The following is a 16194-nucleotide window of genomic DNA, read 5'->3' as shown; positions in this document are numbered from 1 at the left end:
GTCGCCGGCCCCAACCTTGCTGCGATTACCTGACGCCCTGAAACTAGGGTGAATCGTCCGCCGGCGTCAAGCGCTGCGAGCAACCTGTTGTGGCTGCTTGTGTCGCTGGCCCCAAATATAGTGTGTCGGTGTGGATAACGAGGATGAGGGGCGAATCGGCCTTTTGCCGGCAAATCCAGCCCCCCAATCCCGACTGGGGCGGCTGCAGCGGGCCGATCGGCCTTTGTGGCCTTATCCCCGCAGGGGCGCAGGCGCCCGAGGGGCGGTTATCCCCGCAATCGCGGGGGCGGGGATTGCAAACCTCTATCCCCGCGTCCTGGAAAATGGCGGAAATCCGCCATTCCGATTGAGAGCGATTTCGAGATTTTGCGCAGAATCGTCTCAATTCTCTCCAAACTAACATCGAACTCGCTCCAATTTTAGGAAGTTTGTCCGAAAATCGTCTTGTCCCGTTCAATCGCGGGGAAATCCGGACGTGGTTCACTGTCCTCCTCCGAGAGAAGGACGATGCGCTTGGCCCGGATGACGCGGCACTACGCCTACGGACTGGATATGGACGATCTGGATGTCGTGGTCGTCGACGATTCGAAGCCGATGCAGGCGATCCTGCGCTCGACACTGCTCTCCTTCCGCGTGCGCCGGGTGCGGACCTTCGACACCGCCGAGGCGGCGCTGGAAATGATGCGGCTCGACCCGCCCAATTTCGTCATCACCGACTGGCGGATGAAGCCGATGAGCGGGCTGGCGCTGCTGCGCACGCTGCGCCAGCGCAAGATGGCACCGCTCTGCTTCCTGCCGGTGGTGGTGTGCACCGCCCATGGCACGCGAACGCTGATCGACCGGGTGCTGCGCGACGGGGCGCAACATGTGGTGGCCAAGCCGCTGTCGCCGTCGGGCCTCTACGACCGGCTGATGTGGACGCTGCGCGACGGCCGGCAACTGGTGATGGGCGACGACGGGCGCTATGTCATCGAGGGCGTTGCCGACACGCTCGACGAGAAGGCGCGCAAGTGGCAGCAGATCGGCATCGAGCGCGAGATCGTCGCGCCGAAGTCCGGCACGCGGCGCGATCACCTTGCCGCCGCGCAAAAGAGCGAAGCGGGCGCGGCCGGGGCTGCACCGCGCAGCGGCTTCGCCACCGTGCGCCCCAAGCGGTCCCAGCCGGCGGCCTGAGCTCGCGCGTGCAGGAAACCCGGTCGCGGGACGCGCCGCCGCATTGCGAAACCGGCGAGGGTGCGCTATGCGAAAGCCAGACAGACAAACCGGGACGCCGCCTTCGATGAAAACGCTGCTGCAATTCTTCACCTGGTGGAACAGCGCGACCTGGGGCACGCGCTTCTTTACCTGGCGCAAGGGCGAGTTCGTCGGAAACGACGAGTTCGGCAATGCCTACTATCGCGAGCGCGGGGGAAACCGCCGCTGGGTGATCTACAACGGCCTGGCCGAAGCCTCGATGATTCCTCCCGGCTGGCACGGCTGGATGCACCACCGCACCGACACGCCGCCGACCGAGACGGACTACAAGGCCCGCGTCTGGCAGGCGCCGCATCACGGCAACCGCACCGGCACGCATGAGGCCTACCGTCCGAAGGGCTCGATCCTGACGGCGGAAAGCCGGCCGAAGGTTTCGGGCGACTACCAGGCCTGGACGCCGGAAGGCTGACGCCGCTTGATGTGGGGGATCAAGGTCCCGCCGCAACCAATTGAAAAAGCGCCGACCCTCGTGGTCGGCGTTTTTGTTTTTTGGGGTGGCTGAGGGCGGTCGGCGTGGGGGCGGAGGGACGCGCCACCTCTCGGCTGTCATGCCTGCGACAAGCAGGCATCCAGTATCCGCCGGGGGGATGGTGGCGCGAAGGCGGAAGCCGCTGAAGTTCCGGCGGCAATGCCGAGGTCTGTCTCGAACCGTTCGGGGTTACTGGATCCCGGTCTTCGGCTCCGCCGAAACCGGGATGACATCCTGCGGGTGGGGCGGACGACGCGCATTCCCTGCGGTGCGGGATGACGAAGGCGGTGCGAGGGCCGCTACCGCTCTGGCAACCAATAGGCCCCGGCTCGCGCTTCGCTTGGCCGGGGTGACGGCGGAGGGGAGGCGAGGTCCTGCCTCTCCCTTCCGTCAGACCGTGCCGCCGAGATCGGCGCCGAGGTCCTGCAGCTCCTTGCCGCCGGCCATCAGGTTCTGCAGCTCGTCGATGGTGATCTCGCCGCGCGCGTGGGTGCCGAGCGTGCGCCCGCGGTTGAGCACGGTGAAGCGGTCGCCGACCGCATGGGCGTGGCGGACATTGTGGGTGATGAAGATGACGCCGAGCCCCTTGGCCCGCACCTGGTTGATGTATTTCAGCACCATCGAGGTCTGGGCGACACCGAGCGCGGAGGTCGGCTCGTCGAGGATCAGCACCTTGGCGCCGAAATAGACCGCCCGGGCGATCGCCACGCATTGCCGCTCGCCGCCCGACAGGGTGCCGACCGCCTGCTGCGGGTCGCGCACGTCGATGCCGATGCGCCGCATCTCTTCCCGCGTCACCGTGTCCGCATGGGCCATGTCCATGCGGCGAAGCGGCCAGGTGCCCTTGAGCGGCTCGCGGCCCATGAAGAAGTTGCGGGTGATCGACATAAGCGGGATCATCGCCAGGTCCTGGTAGACGGTGGCGATGCCGGCATCGAGCGCGTCGCGCGGGCTGTCGAAGGCGACCTCCCGGCCACTGACGAGGAAGGTGCCCGCTGTCGGCCGATGCACGCCCGAGAGCGTCTTGATCAGCGTCGACTTGCCGGCGCCGTTGTCGCCGAGCAGGCAAAGGACCTCGCCGGCATGCACCTTCATCGAGATGCCGCCGAGCGCGATGACCGAGCCGAAATGCTTGACGAGGTCGCGCACCTCGATCAGCGGAACGGCAGGCGCAGGGTCGGTGCGGGCCGGGTCGGAATGTGCGTGACCTGTCGCGGCCATGGTCAGCGCTCCCCCGTCGCCCGCTTGCGGATGAAATTGTTGAACAGCACGGCGATCAGCAGCATCCCGCCGAGGAAGACCAGGTACCAGTCCTGGTCGATGTCGGTATAGGTGAGGCCGATCAGCACCATGCCGAAGATGATGGCGCCGAAGAAGGCGCCGATGGCCGAACCATAGCCGCCGGTCAAAAGGCAGCCGCCGATCACCGCCGCGATGATCGCCTCGAACTCCTTCTGGAAGCCGCGGCGGGCATCGGTGGAGCCGGCATCGAGCACGGTGAGGATGGCGACCAGCGCCGCGCACATGGCGGTGACCATGAACAGGATGGTCTTGACCCGTGTGACCGGAACGCCGGAATTGCGTGCGGCAGCCGCGTCGCCGCCGGCAGCGAAGATCCAGTTGCCGAAGCGGGTGCGCAAAAGCACCCAGGTGGCAACGAGCGCAATGGCCGCGAACCAGAGGATCTCGACCGGCACGCCGGTGACCTTGGGCGTGCCGTTTCGGAAGGTCTCGATGTAGTCGTTGGCGGCGAGCCAGGCGAACAGGCCCTCGAAGGCATCGCCCGAGAACAGCTGCAGCACCAAGCCGTCGCCGGCCGCCTCCTTGACACCGCGCAGCTGGGTCGACCCGTCGGTCGCCCACTTCAGCCCGACCAGGGTGAGGCCGCGCAGGATGAACAGGAAGGCCAGCGTGACGATGAAGGAGGGCAGGCCGGTGCGCAGGACGATCTGGCCGTTGACCGCGCCGATGCCGGCGGCAAAGGCCAGCGTCGCGGCAATGGCGACGATGAGCGGCATGTCCCACACCACCAGCACCGTGCCGAAGGCAAGGCCGGCAAAGGCGACCATGGAGCCGACCGACAGGTCGAACTCGCCGCCGACCATCAGCAAGGCGGCGCCGATGGCGAGGATGCCGAGCTGGGCGGCGGGGGCCATGAAATTCATGACGCCGGCGAGCGAGAACATCGCCGGATTGGCCACCGTGACGAAGAAGAGGGTGACCAGAACCAGCCCCGCCAGCGCGCCGAGCTCCGGCCGGCGCAACAGCCTGGTCGCCAGCCCGGTTTCCCGCAGCCGCTCGTCCGCGCCCTCTCTGTCGCCGGAAGGGGCGGTCGCCTGTGCTTCACTCATCGAACCTGTCCTCAAGATGTCGAAAGCCGGGGCCGGATCCGGCGGGGCGCAGCCATGTGGCCGCGTCCCGCCGGACAAACCGGCAAGCCTTGCGTTGCGGGAGCTCGACCGGAGCCCGACCGGCGCCCGATCAACGTCCGATCAACGAATGCCCTGGGCGGACAGCTCGACGACCTGGCCGGCCTTTTCCTTGGTGATCAGGTTCGGGCCCGAGGCGACATTGCCGCCCGGCATCAGGCCGAAGCGGGCATGGTTGGCCAGGAACACCACCGGCAGGTAGCCCTGCAGGAACTGCTGCTGGTCGATGGCGAAGGCGGCCTCGCCATCGGCGACCGCCTGCAGGAAGTTGGCCGACATGTCGAAGGTGGCGACCTTGACCTGCTCCAGCATGCCGCTGTCCTTGACCGCCTGCAGGCTGGGCTCGCCGCCGAGCGAGGCGCTGAGCGCGATCACCGTGTCGACATCGCCGTCGGAGGCGAGGGCAGCCTTCACCTTGGCCAGGATCTCGGCCGGGTCGTTGGTGGTCGGCAGCACGGAGACCGAGCCGCCGAAGCCGTCGGCAAAGCCCTGACAGCGCTGGTCGAGCGAGACGTTGCCGACCTCGTGGTTGACGCAAAGGCCCTTCTTGCCGCCCATCTCGGCCAGCGCCTCGCCGGCCTTCTTGCCGGCGTCGTATTCTTCCTGGCCGACATGGAGCGCCGCGCCGAGCGAGGCCGACACGTCGGAGCCGGAATTCATCGAGATGACCGGAATGCCGGCGGAGACCGCCTTGCGGATCGAATCGCCGAGCGCATCGCCGTCCGGGATCGAGACGATCAGCCCGTCCGGCTCCTGGTTGACGGCGGCATCGATGAGCTGGGCCATCGCCACCATGTCGAAGGTTTCCGGCGCGCGGTAGTCGACCGTGACGCCCATGTCCTCGCCGGCCTTGGCAACGCCGTTCTTGACCACCGACCAGAACGGATCGGACGCCTGGCCGTGGCTAACCACGATAATGTTGATATCCTGAGCCGTTGCCGGTGCAGTGCCGGCAGTGGCTGCCAGGCCGACGACGGCGGCAGCCGACAGCAGACGAGCGACGAAACGTTTCATGTGTCTTCCTCCCATTGCCCCGCATGCGGGGACTTTCTCGTCTTCCGCTCCCGCCGGACGGCCTGTCGCCGCGCTCGCGGAACGCGCTTTCCGGCTGACGGCGCCTCCCGCGCACCCTCCGGAAAAATCAGAATGACGCATTCCAAAACGCATCATATGGAATTTTTATTCCATTTATGGTTTGACGGTGTCAAGCTGAAATCGGCTGCGCCGCTGCGTCAGGCGTGGCCGGCAGGGCCGGGCGCGAGAAAGCCCGGGATCGGGGCGAGCAAGGGAGACCGCCGATGAGCGACAAGGAGGCCGAGGCGGCCGAGGGCGCGGTGCCGCCGCGCGACTACGACGGATTGCGGGCGCTGTTGATCGAGAAGAAGCCGGCGATGCCCAAGCGCCTGGCGCAGGTGGCGGCCTTTGCGGTCGACCGGCCGGACGACGTGACCTTCGGCACGGTGGCGGTGATCGCCGAGCAGGCCGGCGTGCAGCCCTCGACGCTGGTGCGCTTCGCCCAGTCGCTGGGCTATCAGGGCTTTTCGGAGCTGCAGGACGTGTTTCGCGCCCGGCTGCGCGAGCGCTGGCCGGATTACGACGAGCGGCTGGAGGTGCTGCGGCGGCGCAGCGGCGACAGTCACGGCGCCCATGCGCTCTTCGGCGATTTCGTCGACACGGCGGTCGCCTCGCTGCTGCGCATGCGCAATTCGCTCGCCCCCGACGTGATGGAGGAAGCGGCCCGCGCGATGGCCCGCGCAAGGGTGATCTATCTGGTGGCGCAGCGCCGGGCCTTCCCGGTCTCCGCCTATATGGCCTATGCGCTGTCGAAGCTCGGCATGGCGGCGGTGCTGGTCGACAATCTCGCCTCGCTCGGCCCCGAGCAGGCCTCGGCCGCCGGGCCGCAGGACCTGATGGTGGCGGTGAGCTTCACCCCCTATGCCTCGCTGACGGTGGATGTCGCCAATGCGGCCGCCGCGCGCGGGGTGCCCGTGCTGGCGCTGACGGATTCGCCGTTCTCGCCGCTGATCCAGTCGGCAAAGGTGGTGGTGGAAGTGGCGGAGGCGGATCTGGGCGCCTTCCGCTCGCTGTCCGGCACGCTGTGCCTTGCCATGGCGCTGTGCGTGGCGGCTGCCGAAATGCGCCGCGACGGGGCGAGCTAACCGGCGACGGGCACGCCCGGCGGCATCGTCGCCGGGCTGCGGTCGAACTTCGAGGCGAGCACGATCGAGGATTGCGAGCGGCGCACGCCGGGCACCACGGCGATCTCGTCCAGCGCCTCGTCGAGATCCTCCAGCTGCGGCGCCTCCACCACCAGGAAGATGTCGAACTCACCGGCAATGGTCAGGCAGGTGCGGATTTCGGGAAATGTCGCCAGCCGGCGGATCGTCTCGCGCATCTGCTGCTGCTCGACGGCGAGCATGACGAGGGCGCGGACCGTGCTGCCGGTCTCCGGGCGGGCAAGGACGGCGGTGTAGCCGGCAATCGCGCCGGTGCGTTCCAGCCGGGCGATGCGCTCATGCACGGTGGAACGGGCGACGCCGAGCCGGCGGGCGATGTCCGCCGTCGGCATGCGGGCATTCATCTGCAGAAGCGCGATCAGCTTGCGGTCCAGCGCATCCCGGCCAGTGGTCATGACGATCCGTCCGTTCTCCCGTCGATCCGTCGGTTATAGCGGCAGGACGTCGGCAGGTCAGGAGGAATCGCCGGAGGGAAACGTCTGGGGGAAACGTCGGTGAGGGCGGTCAGGCGACGCGTGTGTCGTCGGCCTCGACGTCGGGGTCGGTCTCGCAGCGCACGAGATTGCGCCCGGCGCCCTTGGCGGCATAGAGCGCGGTGTCGGCGCGGGCGATCATCGACTGCGGCGTGTCGTCGCTGCGGAAGGTCGAGACGCCGATGGAGATGGTGATGCGGCCGAGATTCTCGCCGGTGGAGCGCTTGACCAGCTCCTTCGACAGCACCGCGCGGCGGATGTGCTCGGCGACGGTGACGGCCTGGCGCAGCGAGGTGTGCGGCAGCAGGATGGCGAATTCCTCGCCGCCATAGCGGCAGGCGACGTCGTGGCCCTTGACGTTCTGCTTGACCGCCAGCGCAACGAGACGGAGCACCTGATCGCCGGTCTGGTGGCCGAAGGTGTCGTTGAACTTCTTGAAGTGGTCGATGTCGGTGAGCAGCAGCGACAGCGGCTCCTGGCTCTGCGAGGCATCCTTCACCATGCGCTCGATCGTGTGATCGAAGTGCCGGCGATTGCTGAGCGTGGTGAGCTCGTCGGTGAGCGATTCGTAGCGGATCGCCTCCAGGCTCTCCTGCAACTCCTCGATCTGGCGGCGCGACTCGATGAGCTGGCCCTCGAGCTGGCGGTTGGAGCCGGCGGTGTTGCGGGTGGCGAGGAGCAGGTGGGCGACCAGCTGCTTGAGCTGCTGCGGGTCCTGCAGGGTTTCCAGCTGCGCCTGCGCGCCCTCCAGCGACTGGCCGTATTCGCTGACGGATTCGACGCTCTGGCCGAGCATGTCGACCATGTCGCGGATCTCGTCGGAGATCTTCTCGCCGACCTCGTCGATGCGGTCGCCGAGCTTCGTCGGCGACAGGAAGCTGTTGTAGATCTGCTGCAGCTGTTCGGTGGTGACGGTGCCCTTGGCGCCGACGATCTCGTTGACCGCGCGGTTCAGCGAATGGTTGAAGCCCGCCGCATAGGTGTACCAGAGCTCATAGAAACGCGGGTAAGCCGGCAAGATATTCTTGCGGATATATTTGAGGGCGGCATCACCGTAGACAATGGTGCGCTTGTGATCGTCTTCCTGGGCCATGCGATGTTCCACACGTCTCGGTTTTGTGCCAGGAGGATGCACGCGACCTCGATATATAATGTAGTTTCTATAATTGTCACTTAAGCCTTAAGGCACGGTTAAGCATATCTTAAAGTTCCGTCAACGGAATCCCATGCCTAAAATCGGATATTACCATGAAAAGGGCGCGTGCAACTCTTGCGCGCAGAGTTTCGCCATTTACGCGAAGAAGCCTTCCAGGTTGTGCCGCGCCTTTTCCGCGAAGTTCGTTCGCATTTTGCTGCGGTGGGAAAGAATGGCCCGGCATCTTCTGCCGGATCGCGGCCAAAGGGCCGCCGGCACGCGAAACCTCGAAAGGGGGTGCAAGGCGCGGCCACAAGAAAAACGGCAGGGCCAAAACAAAATGGCAGGCGCGAGGCCTGCCCTTTGTCGTTCAATTCATTCAATTCGCAGAGATGCCGGGATCAGCCCTTGGAGGGGCGAATCTCGCGCAGCAGGAACGCCGGGACGTGATCGCCGAGGCCGATGACCGGCTCGTCGTCGTCATGACGGCGACGGTTGCCGCCGCGCCGGTTGTCCGAGCCGCCCTTGCTGCCGGACCGGTCGCGCGAGGGGCCGGCATTCTGGTCGCGGCGCGGGCCGCGGTCGCGCGGCGCATTGCGCTGCTCGCCGCCGGAACGGCCGGACGAGGCCGGCTTGTCGGCAGCGGCCTTCTCGGCTGCGGGTTTGTCGGCGGCAGGCTGCTTTGCCTCCGCCTCGGCGGTCTTGTCGGCGCTGCGGGCAGGCTTGCTCGCGGCCTTCTTCTCGGCCTTCGGGGCCTCGTCCTGTGCGCCGTCCTTGGCCTCGGCCTTGGCGGAGCTGCGACGCTTGCGGGCGGGACGCTCCGCAGCCTCGTCGGACGCTTCCGCCTCGGCCCTGCGGCCGCGCGACGAGGAGGAGGAGCGACCGCCGCGGCGCGGACGCTCGGCCGCCGCCGCGTCGAAATCGATCTCTTCGTCCAGCCAGGGGATCTTGCGCTCGATCAGCTTCTCGATCGCCTGCAGGTACTTCTGGTCGCCCGGCGTCACCAGGGTGATGGCGACACCGCTGCGGCCGGCGCGGCCGGTACGGCCGATGCGGTGGACATAGTCCTCCGCATGGGTCGGGATGTCGTAGTTGTAAACGTGGCTGACGGCGGGAATGTCGAGGCCGCGGGCGGCCACGTCGCTGGCCACCAGCAGGGTCAGCTCGTTCTTGCGGAACTGCTCCAGCGTCGCCATGCGCGAGCGCTGGTCCATGTCGCCATGCAGCGCGCCGACCGAATATTCGTGCCGCTGCAGCGAACGGAACACGGTCTGCACGTCGCGCTTGCGGTTGCAGAAGATGATCGCGTTGGTGAGGTTCTCGGCCTGGTCGATCATGCGGCGCAGCGTGGCGCGCTTGTCGAAGTCCTTGGAGCCCGAGGCAACGATGTTCTGCGTCACGGTCTCGGCGGTGGAGGAGGCGCGGGCCACCTCGACGCGGGCCGGATTGTGCAGGAACGTGTCGACGAGACGCTGGATCTCCGGCGGCATGGTGGCCGAGAAGAACAGGGTCTGGCGGGTGAAGGGGATGAGCTTGCAGATGCGCTCGATGTCCGGGATGAAGCCCATGTCGAGCATGCGGTCGGCCTCGTCGATGACGAGGATGTCGACGCCCTGCAGCAGCAGCTTGCCGCGCTCGGTGTGGTCGAGCAGGCGGCCCGGCGTGGCGATCAGCACGTCGACGCCGCGGTCCAGCTTCTTGTCCTGGTCGCCGAACGAGGTGCCGCCGATCAGCAGCGCCACGTTGAGCTTGTGGTTGATGCCGTACTTGTTGAAGTTCTCTTCCACCTGGGCGGCGAGCTCGCGCGTCGGCTCGAGAATGAGCGTGCGCGGCATGCGGGCCCTGGCGCGGCCCTTTTCGAGCAGCGTCAGCATCGGCAGGGTGAAGGAGGCGGTCTTGCCTGTACCGGTCTGGGCGAGACCCAGCACGTCGCGCTTCTGCAACACGTGCGGGATGGCAGCAGCCTGAATGGCGGTGGGTTCGGTGTAGCCGGCCGCTTCAACGGCAGCGAGCACTTTCTCGCTCAGTCCAAGTGAGGAAAAGGACATATGACCTTGATGGTATGACAGGGACGAAAGCCGTGCCCCGACAGCGTCCTGTGGGGCTGGCACTTTGGCGCGCACACTACAGTTTCAAAATAAAATGTCAATGACACACAGTCGCAGGACCGTTCTTGGCAAGAATTGCGTTCAGGATCGCCCGGCGAGCCGGGGCTCAGTTACTTGCTGGCTGAAACAGGTAACCAGCAGTATCGTCGTTTTCAAGAAACAGCTCATAAGTGGTGTCGCCCATGTCGACGAAGGCGACGACGCCGTGCGGGTCCGTCTCGCTGCGCAGACCGGCAACGCGCGCGGCCAGCTCGCCCGCCTCGGAAACCTCCAGCGGCGCCTTGCCCTCGCGCAGCACGAAAAGCCGGTCGCGCTGCGCCTCGCGCGCCACGACGAAGGCGGTGCCGGAGCCCTCCGGCCCGGGGAGGCGGGTCAGCCCCTGCAGCTCGGCCGGCAGGGCGGCGACGAGGTCGGAGACCGGATCGGCGCGAACGGGAAGGGCGGGCAGGGCGGCGAGCGAGACGGCAAGGCCGGCGATGGCGAGAGCAAGACGTGGCGTCATGGTCGGGTCCTCTTGCGGTTTGGCATCCTGCGGCGGTGCGGGTCCTTGACGGGGGATGGCGAGGGCGGTCTTCAGGCCGGCACGGGAACCGCCGGCAAGGCCAGCGTCGTGCCCTCATAGAAATTTCGGTAATCGGCGGCATAGCGGCGGCGCACGGACAGGCGCAGCGCCGGCTCGATCTGCGATACCAGTGCGGCGATCGTCTCGCCATGCGGATCGCGGATGCCGGGCAGCGGGCCTATGTCGACGCCGCAAGCCTGGGCGAGCTCTGCGCGAAAGGCCTGCCAGTCGGCCTCGCCGGTTTCGTGGCGCAGCACGCGGGAGGGCAGCAGGCGGGCCTTGTGGGTGAGGATCGCGGTCTGAGAGCGATAGGCGTTCGGGCTCTTCCAGTCCGGCATGGCGCATACGCGGGCGACGAAGCCGGGAAAGTCTTCGCCGGAGCGGAAGGCGCGGTCGGCGCCGGGGGGCGGTGCGGTCTCCGTGCGCATGCGGTGGAAGCAGGCGGCAAGCCGGGTCAGCGGATCGCGCACCACGGAAAAGACCAGCGCGCCGGGATGGCGGCGCACGAGCTGGCGCCCGGACAGGAGATTGAGCCCGTCGGCCCAGGAAGTCAGGGTGCCGGTGGCATAGGAGGTGCAGGGATCGTCGGCCGCCTCGTGCTCCAGCTCAGCATCGTCTTCGAACTCGTCGTCAAAGCCATCGTCGAACCCGTCGTCCTCGAACGGGTCCTGCCCGGCGCTGGAGGTCAGGTGCAGGAGGGCGTGGCGAATGTCCTCGCTGGCCGAGTTCGGGCAGCGGCCATAGGCCAGCCCCAGATGCGGAAGCACGAGAAAATTGTGGTCGCGCAGCGGCCGGCGACGGCGGAGATAGGCGTGGAGTATCGCCTTCAGCACAGTTGCGACGTCCTGTGACTGGGCCCGGCAAACGCGGATGCGTCCTCAGGCCTCGTTGCGGGCACCTTTCGGCAGATCGACCGGCGGACCGGCCGGGTCTGTCCTGTCTCCAGCAATAATGAAGCAGCCGTATGGCCGAAAGAGGATTTTCCCGCAAGACGGCCGCAGCGTGCCGTTTCTCCGGCCCGCGCGGCGCTAGATATCGAGCTCTTCGGCGAAGCGCGCATTCTCCTGGATGAACTGGAACCGCGCCTCGGGCTTGTTGCCCATCAGCCGTTCCACCGCCGAGCCGGTCGCCTCCGGATCGATGGCGTCGATCTCCACACGCAGCAGGCTGCGCTTCGAAGGATCCATCGTCGTCTCCTTGAGCTGGGCGGGAAGCATCTCGCCGAGGCCCTTGAAGCGGCCGATGTCGACCTTGGCATTGCCCTTGAACTCGCGGGCCAGCAGCGCGTCCTTGTGGGCGTCGTCGCGCGCATAGAGCGTGCGCCCGCCCTGGGTCAGCCGATAGAGCGGCGGATTGGCGAGATAGAGGTGACCATTGCGGATCAGCTCGGGCATCTCGCGGTAGAAGAAGGTGATCAGCAGCGAGGCGATATGCGCGCCGTCGACGTCGGCGTCGGTCATGATCACCACCTTCTCGTAGCGAAGGTCGGCATCGCGATAGGTCTTGCCGGTGCCGCAGCCGAGCGCCTGGATCAGGTCGGCGAGCTGCTGGTTGGCGACGAACTTGTCGCGCCCGGCGCTGGCGACGTTGAGGATCTTGCCGCGCAAGGGGAGGACGGCCTGGTTGAGCCGGTTGCGGGCCTGCTTGGCGGAGCCGCCGGCCGAATCGCCCTCGACGATGAACAGCTCGGAGCCGGCCGCCTGGTTGGAGGCGCAGTCGGCGAGCTTGCCCGGCAGGCGCAGCTTGCGCACCGCGGTCTTGCGGGCGACGTCCTTTTCCTGGCGCCGGCGCAGCCGCTCCTCGGCGCGGTCGATCACCCATTCCAGCAGCTTGTTGGCCTGGTTGGGCGAGGCGGTGAGCCAGTGGTCGAAGGCATCGCGCACGGCCGTCTCGACGATGCGGGTCGCCTCCGAGGTCGCCAGCTTGTCCTTGGTCTGGCCGACGAATTCCGGCTCGCGGATAAAGACGGAGAGCATGGCGCCGGCCGAAGTGACGATGTCGTCGCCGGTGATGACGGCGGCCTTCTTGTTGCCGGTCAGCTCGGCATAGGCCTTGAGCCCGCGCAGCAGGGCATAGCGCAGGCCCGCCTCGTGCGTGCCGCCCTCGGGGGTCGGCACGGTGTTGCAGTAGGAGTTGATGAAGCCGTCGCCGGCGAACCATGTGATCGCCCACTCGACGGAGCCGTGACGGCCGGTGTCCTTGGTGCGGCCGGCGAAGGTGTCGTCGATGACGCGGCGCTCCTTGCCGAGCGCGTCCTGGAGATAGTCGCGAAGACCGCCGGGGAAGTGGAAGGTCGCCTCCGCCTCGACGCCTTCGCTCGCGGCGACGGCCGGGTCGCAGCGCCAGCGAATCTCGACGCCGGAGAAGAGATAGGCCTTGGAGCGGGCCATCTTGAACAGGCGCGCCGCCTTGAAGGCCGCGCCCTTGCCGAAGATCTGCTCGTCGGGCAGGAAGCGCACAAGCGTGCCGCGCCGGTTCTGCACATCGCCGACGCATTCCAGCGGGCCGGCCGGCACGCCGCGGCGGAACACCTGGCGATAGAGCTTGCGGGCGCGGGCGACCTCGACGGTCAACTCCTGCGACAGGGCGTTGACCACGGAGACGCCGACGCCGTGCAGGCCGCCGGACGTCTCGTAGACCTTGCTGTCGAACTTTCCGCCCGCATGCAGCGTGGTCATGATGACCTCGAGCGCGGACTTGTCGCGGTGCTTGGGATGGGGGTCGACCGGGATGCCGCGGCCGTTGTCGACGACGGTCAGGCTGCCGTCGGCGCCCAGCGTCACCTCGATCCAGCTGGCATGGCCGGCGACCGCCTCGTCCATCGAGTTGTCGATGACCTCGGCGAAGAGATGATGCAGGGCGCGCTCGTCGGTGCCGCCGATATACATGCCCGGACGCCGGCGCACCGGCTCCAGCCCTTCCAGCACCTCGATATGCTCGGCCGTGTAGTCCGAGCCGTCGCCGCGCTCGGCGCGCGGGGACGCGCTGCGGCGGGCAGCGGGCGCCGGGCGGGCTGCGGGGTCGGCCTGCGGACCCTTGGCGGCGGGGGCGGGCGCACCGCCGGCTTCGAAGAGGTCGTTCTCGGTGGTCATGCTCTGTCCGGTCGGGGGCGCCAGGCTGCGCCCGAATCAACTGTGATTCTGCCAAGTGCGATGGATTCGGCCAAGGATCAAGCCTTGAGGCCCCCGCAGACAACCGTTTTTCAACGGATCGCCGGCATGATGGGCACCGTGGTCGTCACGGGGCCTCGGCCCATGCAGGAGGGAAAGCGTCATGAACATCATTTCGTCCAGCCATGTAGCACGTCGGGCCGACCTGGTGGCAGCCGGAGCGCTGCTCTTTGCCGCTGCGCTCAATATCCTGCTGGCCTGAGAAGAGCGGGCGGCGCGGCCAGCCCTGTCGTTTGTGACGAGTCTGCAACAGTGTTGCCGGACTCGTACAAGGGGCGCCGGATCGGGGCAAGCTCGCCGCGTTTCGGCCATCTTTTGACGGCCACCGTGGAGCGTGTTCGAAGCCAAAGGTCGCGATTGCGGCGACGGGGTGACGAACACGGTCCTACTCTTGCCCAGTTGCCGGTCTAGGCTCCGGAACAGTCAGGGAAGAGAGGCCCGCAAGGCGGCATATGGCGACTGGCAGGTTCGCCGCAAGCCGAGAGCGGGCGATCCGGAAAGGTCACTTTCCGGACAGGACCCAAGGGGCAGAACAACAGGGGGGACGTGGCGCCGCAATGCGCCGCGCAACCTGACGGGTCCGCCCGGGCGCAAAGGCATCGAGCCTTGACCGACCGGTCGACGGATCCGCGAAGAAGGGACAGGACGCTTGCGCGAGAGGCGTGCTTTCACGATGCCACAGGGCCGCGGTTGCGACCGGCATGGGAAGGCGTGCGACCCGGCGCGGGCGCGAGGTGGTCAATGATACGGATCATCGGTACAGGCCTGGCGTATGCCGTTGCCCTGGCGCTGGCGGCGCCGGTCGCGGTGCAGGCACAGGAAACGGCTGCGGAAGCGGCCGCCAAGCTTTCGGGTGCGGCACCTGCCTCGCAGGATCTCTCGCCCGGCGAGGCGCTGCGCGTCGGCGCGCAGTTCTACTATGCCGGCGAGAAGGAGCGGGCGCTCGACTCGCTGCGGTTCGCCGCCGAGCAGGGCCACCCGCTGGCGGCCTGGAAGCTCGGGCGGATGTATTCGCGCGGCGACGGCGTCCAGGAAGACGACGTCAAGGCGTTCGAGTATTTCCGCCAGATCGCCTCGAAATATGCCGACGACAGCCCCAGTTCGCCGCGCGCGCCGTTCATCGCGAGCGCCTTCGTCGAGCTCGGCTCCTACTATCTCACCGGCATCAACAACAGTGCGATCGAGCCCAATGTGGCGAGGGCGCGCGAGATCTTCACCTACGCCGCCTCCTATTTTGGCGATGCGGATGCCCAGTTCCATCTCGGCATGCTGTATCTCGACGAGCCGGAGCGGGACCCGCACATGGCGGCACGCTGGCTGAAGCTGGCCGCGCAGAAGGGGCACCTGATGGCGCAGGCGCGGCTCGGCGAGCTGCTGTCGAACGGCGAGTTCGGCGGCAACGAGAACCGCACCGCCGGGCTGATGTGGCTGACGGTCGCCCAGCGCCGGGCGCATGGCGACGACGCCGTGTGGATCGGTGAGGCGCAGGAGCGCAGCTTCGGCCTCGCCTCCGAGAAGGTGCGCCGGCGGGCGGCGGCCCTGGCCGACAACTGGCTGTCCAAGAACGGCGCGGTGGTCGCGGAAAAGACGCAGTAAAAAACGGTTCCGATCGGGTGGATCGCAGGCGCGGGCAGGGGATTTCCCTGCCCGTTTCCGTTTCGGATCCTTGAGGGCGGTCTGCGGGGGTCGATCCATCTGCCGTTGCCGCTGCGTCATCAATGCTCGCGCAAGTCCGGCAAGCGTGCTAGTCTTTGCCATGCGCAGGACATGGCTGCCCCGCATCCGCATCGAGCGGGCCCGTCACGGGCGGGCGGCGCCGGCTCTTTCGGGAGCCGCCGCCAAAGGCCGGTTCGGCCGCGCTTCCTCTCTCCCTCTTCCAGCGTTGGTCTTGTCGGGCGCGGCATCGGCAGCGTTGTTGCTGCTGGCGTTTGCCGGGCCGTCCTCTGCCGTGGAGATCGTCTCCGAGCGGGCGCAAGGGGCAGGCGTGGTCACGGTTGCCGACGGCGGCAGCGCGCGGGGTGGGCCCGACTGCACCTGCCGCTATTTCGGGGTGAACTACCGGCTCGGCGAGACCGTCTGCCTGCGCGGACCCGAAGGGCCGCGCCTTGCCCGCTGCTCCATGGTCCTCAACAACACCACCTGGCAATCGCTGGAAAGGTCCTGTCCGACCTCCGCCCGCGCACCGATGACGCTCGCCGCTGCCCCGCTCTGCCTGCCGGGCGGGTAGGCGGCGGGTTTCGGGGAGTACGCCCCATAGGCCCCCGGCTCTCCGGTCCCGGGTCGCGCTTCGCTTGCCCGGAATGACGAAGGAGAGGTTTCGGGTGCTGGAAGGCACGGCGAGAGGCGGACAGCGGGGC

The 16194-nt window shown here is 67.4% G+C and carries 14 protein-coding genes; 5 read left to right on the top strand and 9 right to left on the bottom strand.

Annotation, left to right across the window (positions count from 1 at the left end; translation table 11 throughout):
* The first annotated feature begins 522 nt into the window (after positions 1–522).
* Positions 523–1173, top strand: coding sequence for a response regulator (locus BBX35_RS01980; RefSeq protein WP_067215408.1), 651 nt, complete (start codon positions 523–525; stop codon positions 1171–1173).
* 106 nt (positions 1174–1279) lie between these two features.
* A complete protein-coding gene (locus tag BBX35_RS01975; protein WP_067215406.1) occupies positions 1280–1663 on the top strand; it encodes an NADH:ubiquinone oxidoreductase subunit NDUFA12 in 384 nt (127 codons plus the stop codon).
* 450 nt (positions 1664–2113) lie between these two features.
* Here the strand turns inward: BBX35_RS01975 and BBX35_RS01970 are convergent, their stop codons facing one another.
* The 3 genes from BBX35_RS01970 to BBX35_RS01960 all read right to left on the bottom strand — a co-directional run bounded on the left by BBX35_RS01970 (position 2114) and on the right by BBX35_RS01960 (position 5166).
* Entirely contained in the window at positions 2114–2944 is an 831-nt protein-coding gene (locus BBX35_RS01970) for an ATP-binding cassette domain-containing protein (RefSeq protein WP_067215403.1), read from the bottom strand.
* A gap of 2 nt (positions 2945–2946) precedes the next feature.
* The gene (locus BBX35_RS01965; RefSeq protein WP_067215400.1) at positions 2947–4074 is read right to left on the bottom strand and encodes an ABC transporter permease; all 1128 of its coding nucleotides are present in this window, start codon (positions 4072–4074) and stop codon (positions 2947–2949) included.
* A 141-nt stretch (positions 4075–4215) separates the two neighbouring features.
* A complete protein-coding gene (locus BBX35_RS01960; protein WP_067215398.1) occupies positions 4216–5166 on the bottom strand; it encodes a sugar ABC transporter substrate-binding protein in 951 nt (316 codons plus the stop codon).
* Positions 5167–5450: 284 nt separating this feature from the next.
* Here BBX35_RS01960 and BBX35_RS01955 point away from each other — a divergent pair, with 284 nt between their 5' ends.
* Positions 5451–6311: a MurR/RpiR family transcriptional regulator gene (locus tag BBX35_RS01955; RefSeq protein ID WP_067215396.1), complete on the top strand. Its 861-nt coding sequence runs from the start codon at positions 5451–5453 to the stop codon at positions 6309–6311.
* On the opposite strand, the gene BBX35_RS01950 is transcribed toward BBX35_RS01955, so the two are convergent.
* The 6 genes from BBX35_RS01950 to parE all read right to left on the bottom strand — a co-directional run bounded on the left by BBX35_RS01950 (position 6308) and on the right by parE (position 13759).
* Positions 6308–6784, bottom strand: a complete 477-nt coding sequence (locus BBX35_RS01950; RefSeq protein WP_067215395.1) for an Lrp/AsnC family transcriptional regulator — start codon at positions 6782–6784, stop codon at positions 6308–6310. The two genes, BBX35_RS01955 and BBX35_RS01950, sit on opposite strands and share 4 nt — an antisense overlap.
* 109 nt (positions 6785–6893) lie before the next feature.
* Positions 6894–7955, bottom strand: coding sequence for a GGDEF domain-containing protein (locus tag BBX35_RS01945; protein ID WP_067215393.1), 1062 nt, complete (start codon positions 7953–7955; stop codon positions 6894–6896).
* Positions 7956–8398: 443 nt separating this feature from the next.
* A complete protein-coding gene (locus BBX35_RS01940; protein ID WP_067215390.1) occupies positions 8399–10045 on the bottom strand; it encodes a DEAD/DEAH box helicase in 1647 nt (548 codons plus the stop codon).
* 166 nt (positions 10046–10211) lie between these two features.
* Positions 10212–10607: a hypothetical protein gene (locus BBX35_RS01935; RefSeq protein ID WP_067215388.1), complete on the bottom strand. Its 396-nt coding sequence runs from the start codon at positions 10605–10607 to the stop codon at positions 10212–10214.
* A gap of 71 nt (positions 10608–10678) precedes the next feature.
* Complete coding sequence (locus BBX35_RS01930) at positions 10679–11500, bottom strand: sulfotransferase family 2 domain-containing protein (RefSeq protein ID WP_067215384.1); 822 nt, start codon at positions 11498–11500, stop codon at positions 10679–10681.
* 195 nt (positions 11501–11695) lie between these two features.
* Positions 11696–13759 (bottom strand): DNA topoisomerase IV subunit B, encoded by a 2064-nt coding sequence (gene parE / locus BBX35_RS01925; protein ID WP_067215382.1) that lies wholly within the window; start codon positions 13757–13759, stop codon positions 11696–11698.
* Between the two features lie 819 nt (positions 13760–14578).
* Here parE and BBX35_RS01920 point away from each other — a divergent pair.
* Together BBX35_RS01920 and BBX35_RS01915 are read left to right on the top strand one after the other, a co-directional pair.
* Positions 14579–15433: a tetratricopeptide repeat protein gene (locus BBX35_RS01920; protein WP_083205967.1), complete on the top strand. Its 855-nt coding sequence runs from the start codon at positions 14579–14581 to the stop codon at positions 15431–15433.
* Between the two features lie 316 nt (positions 15434–15749).
* Complete coding sequence (locus tag BBX35_RS01915; RefSeq protein ID WP_171901373.1) at positions 15750–16064, top strand: hypothetical protein; 315 nt, start codon at positions 15750–15752, stop codon at positions 16062–16064.
* The last annotated feature ends 130 nt before the right edge of the window (positions 16065–16194 follow it).

The organism is Stappia indica, assembly GCF_001696535.1.
Lineage (GTDB): Bacteria > Pseudomonadota > Alphaproteobacteria > Rhizobiales > Stappiaceae > Stappia > Stappia indica.
Note: the sequence above shows the minus strand (reverse complement) of the source record. Positions and strands in the feature narration are given on the sequence as shown.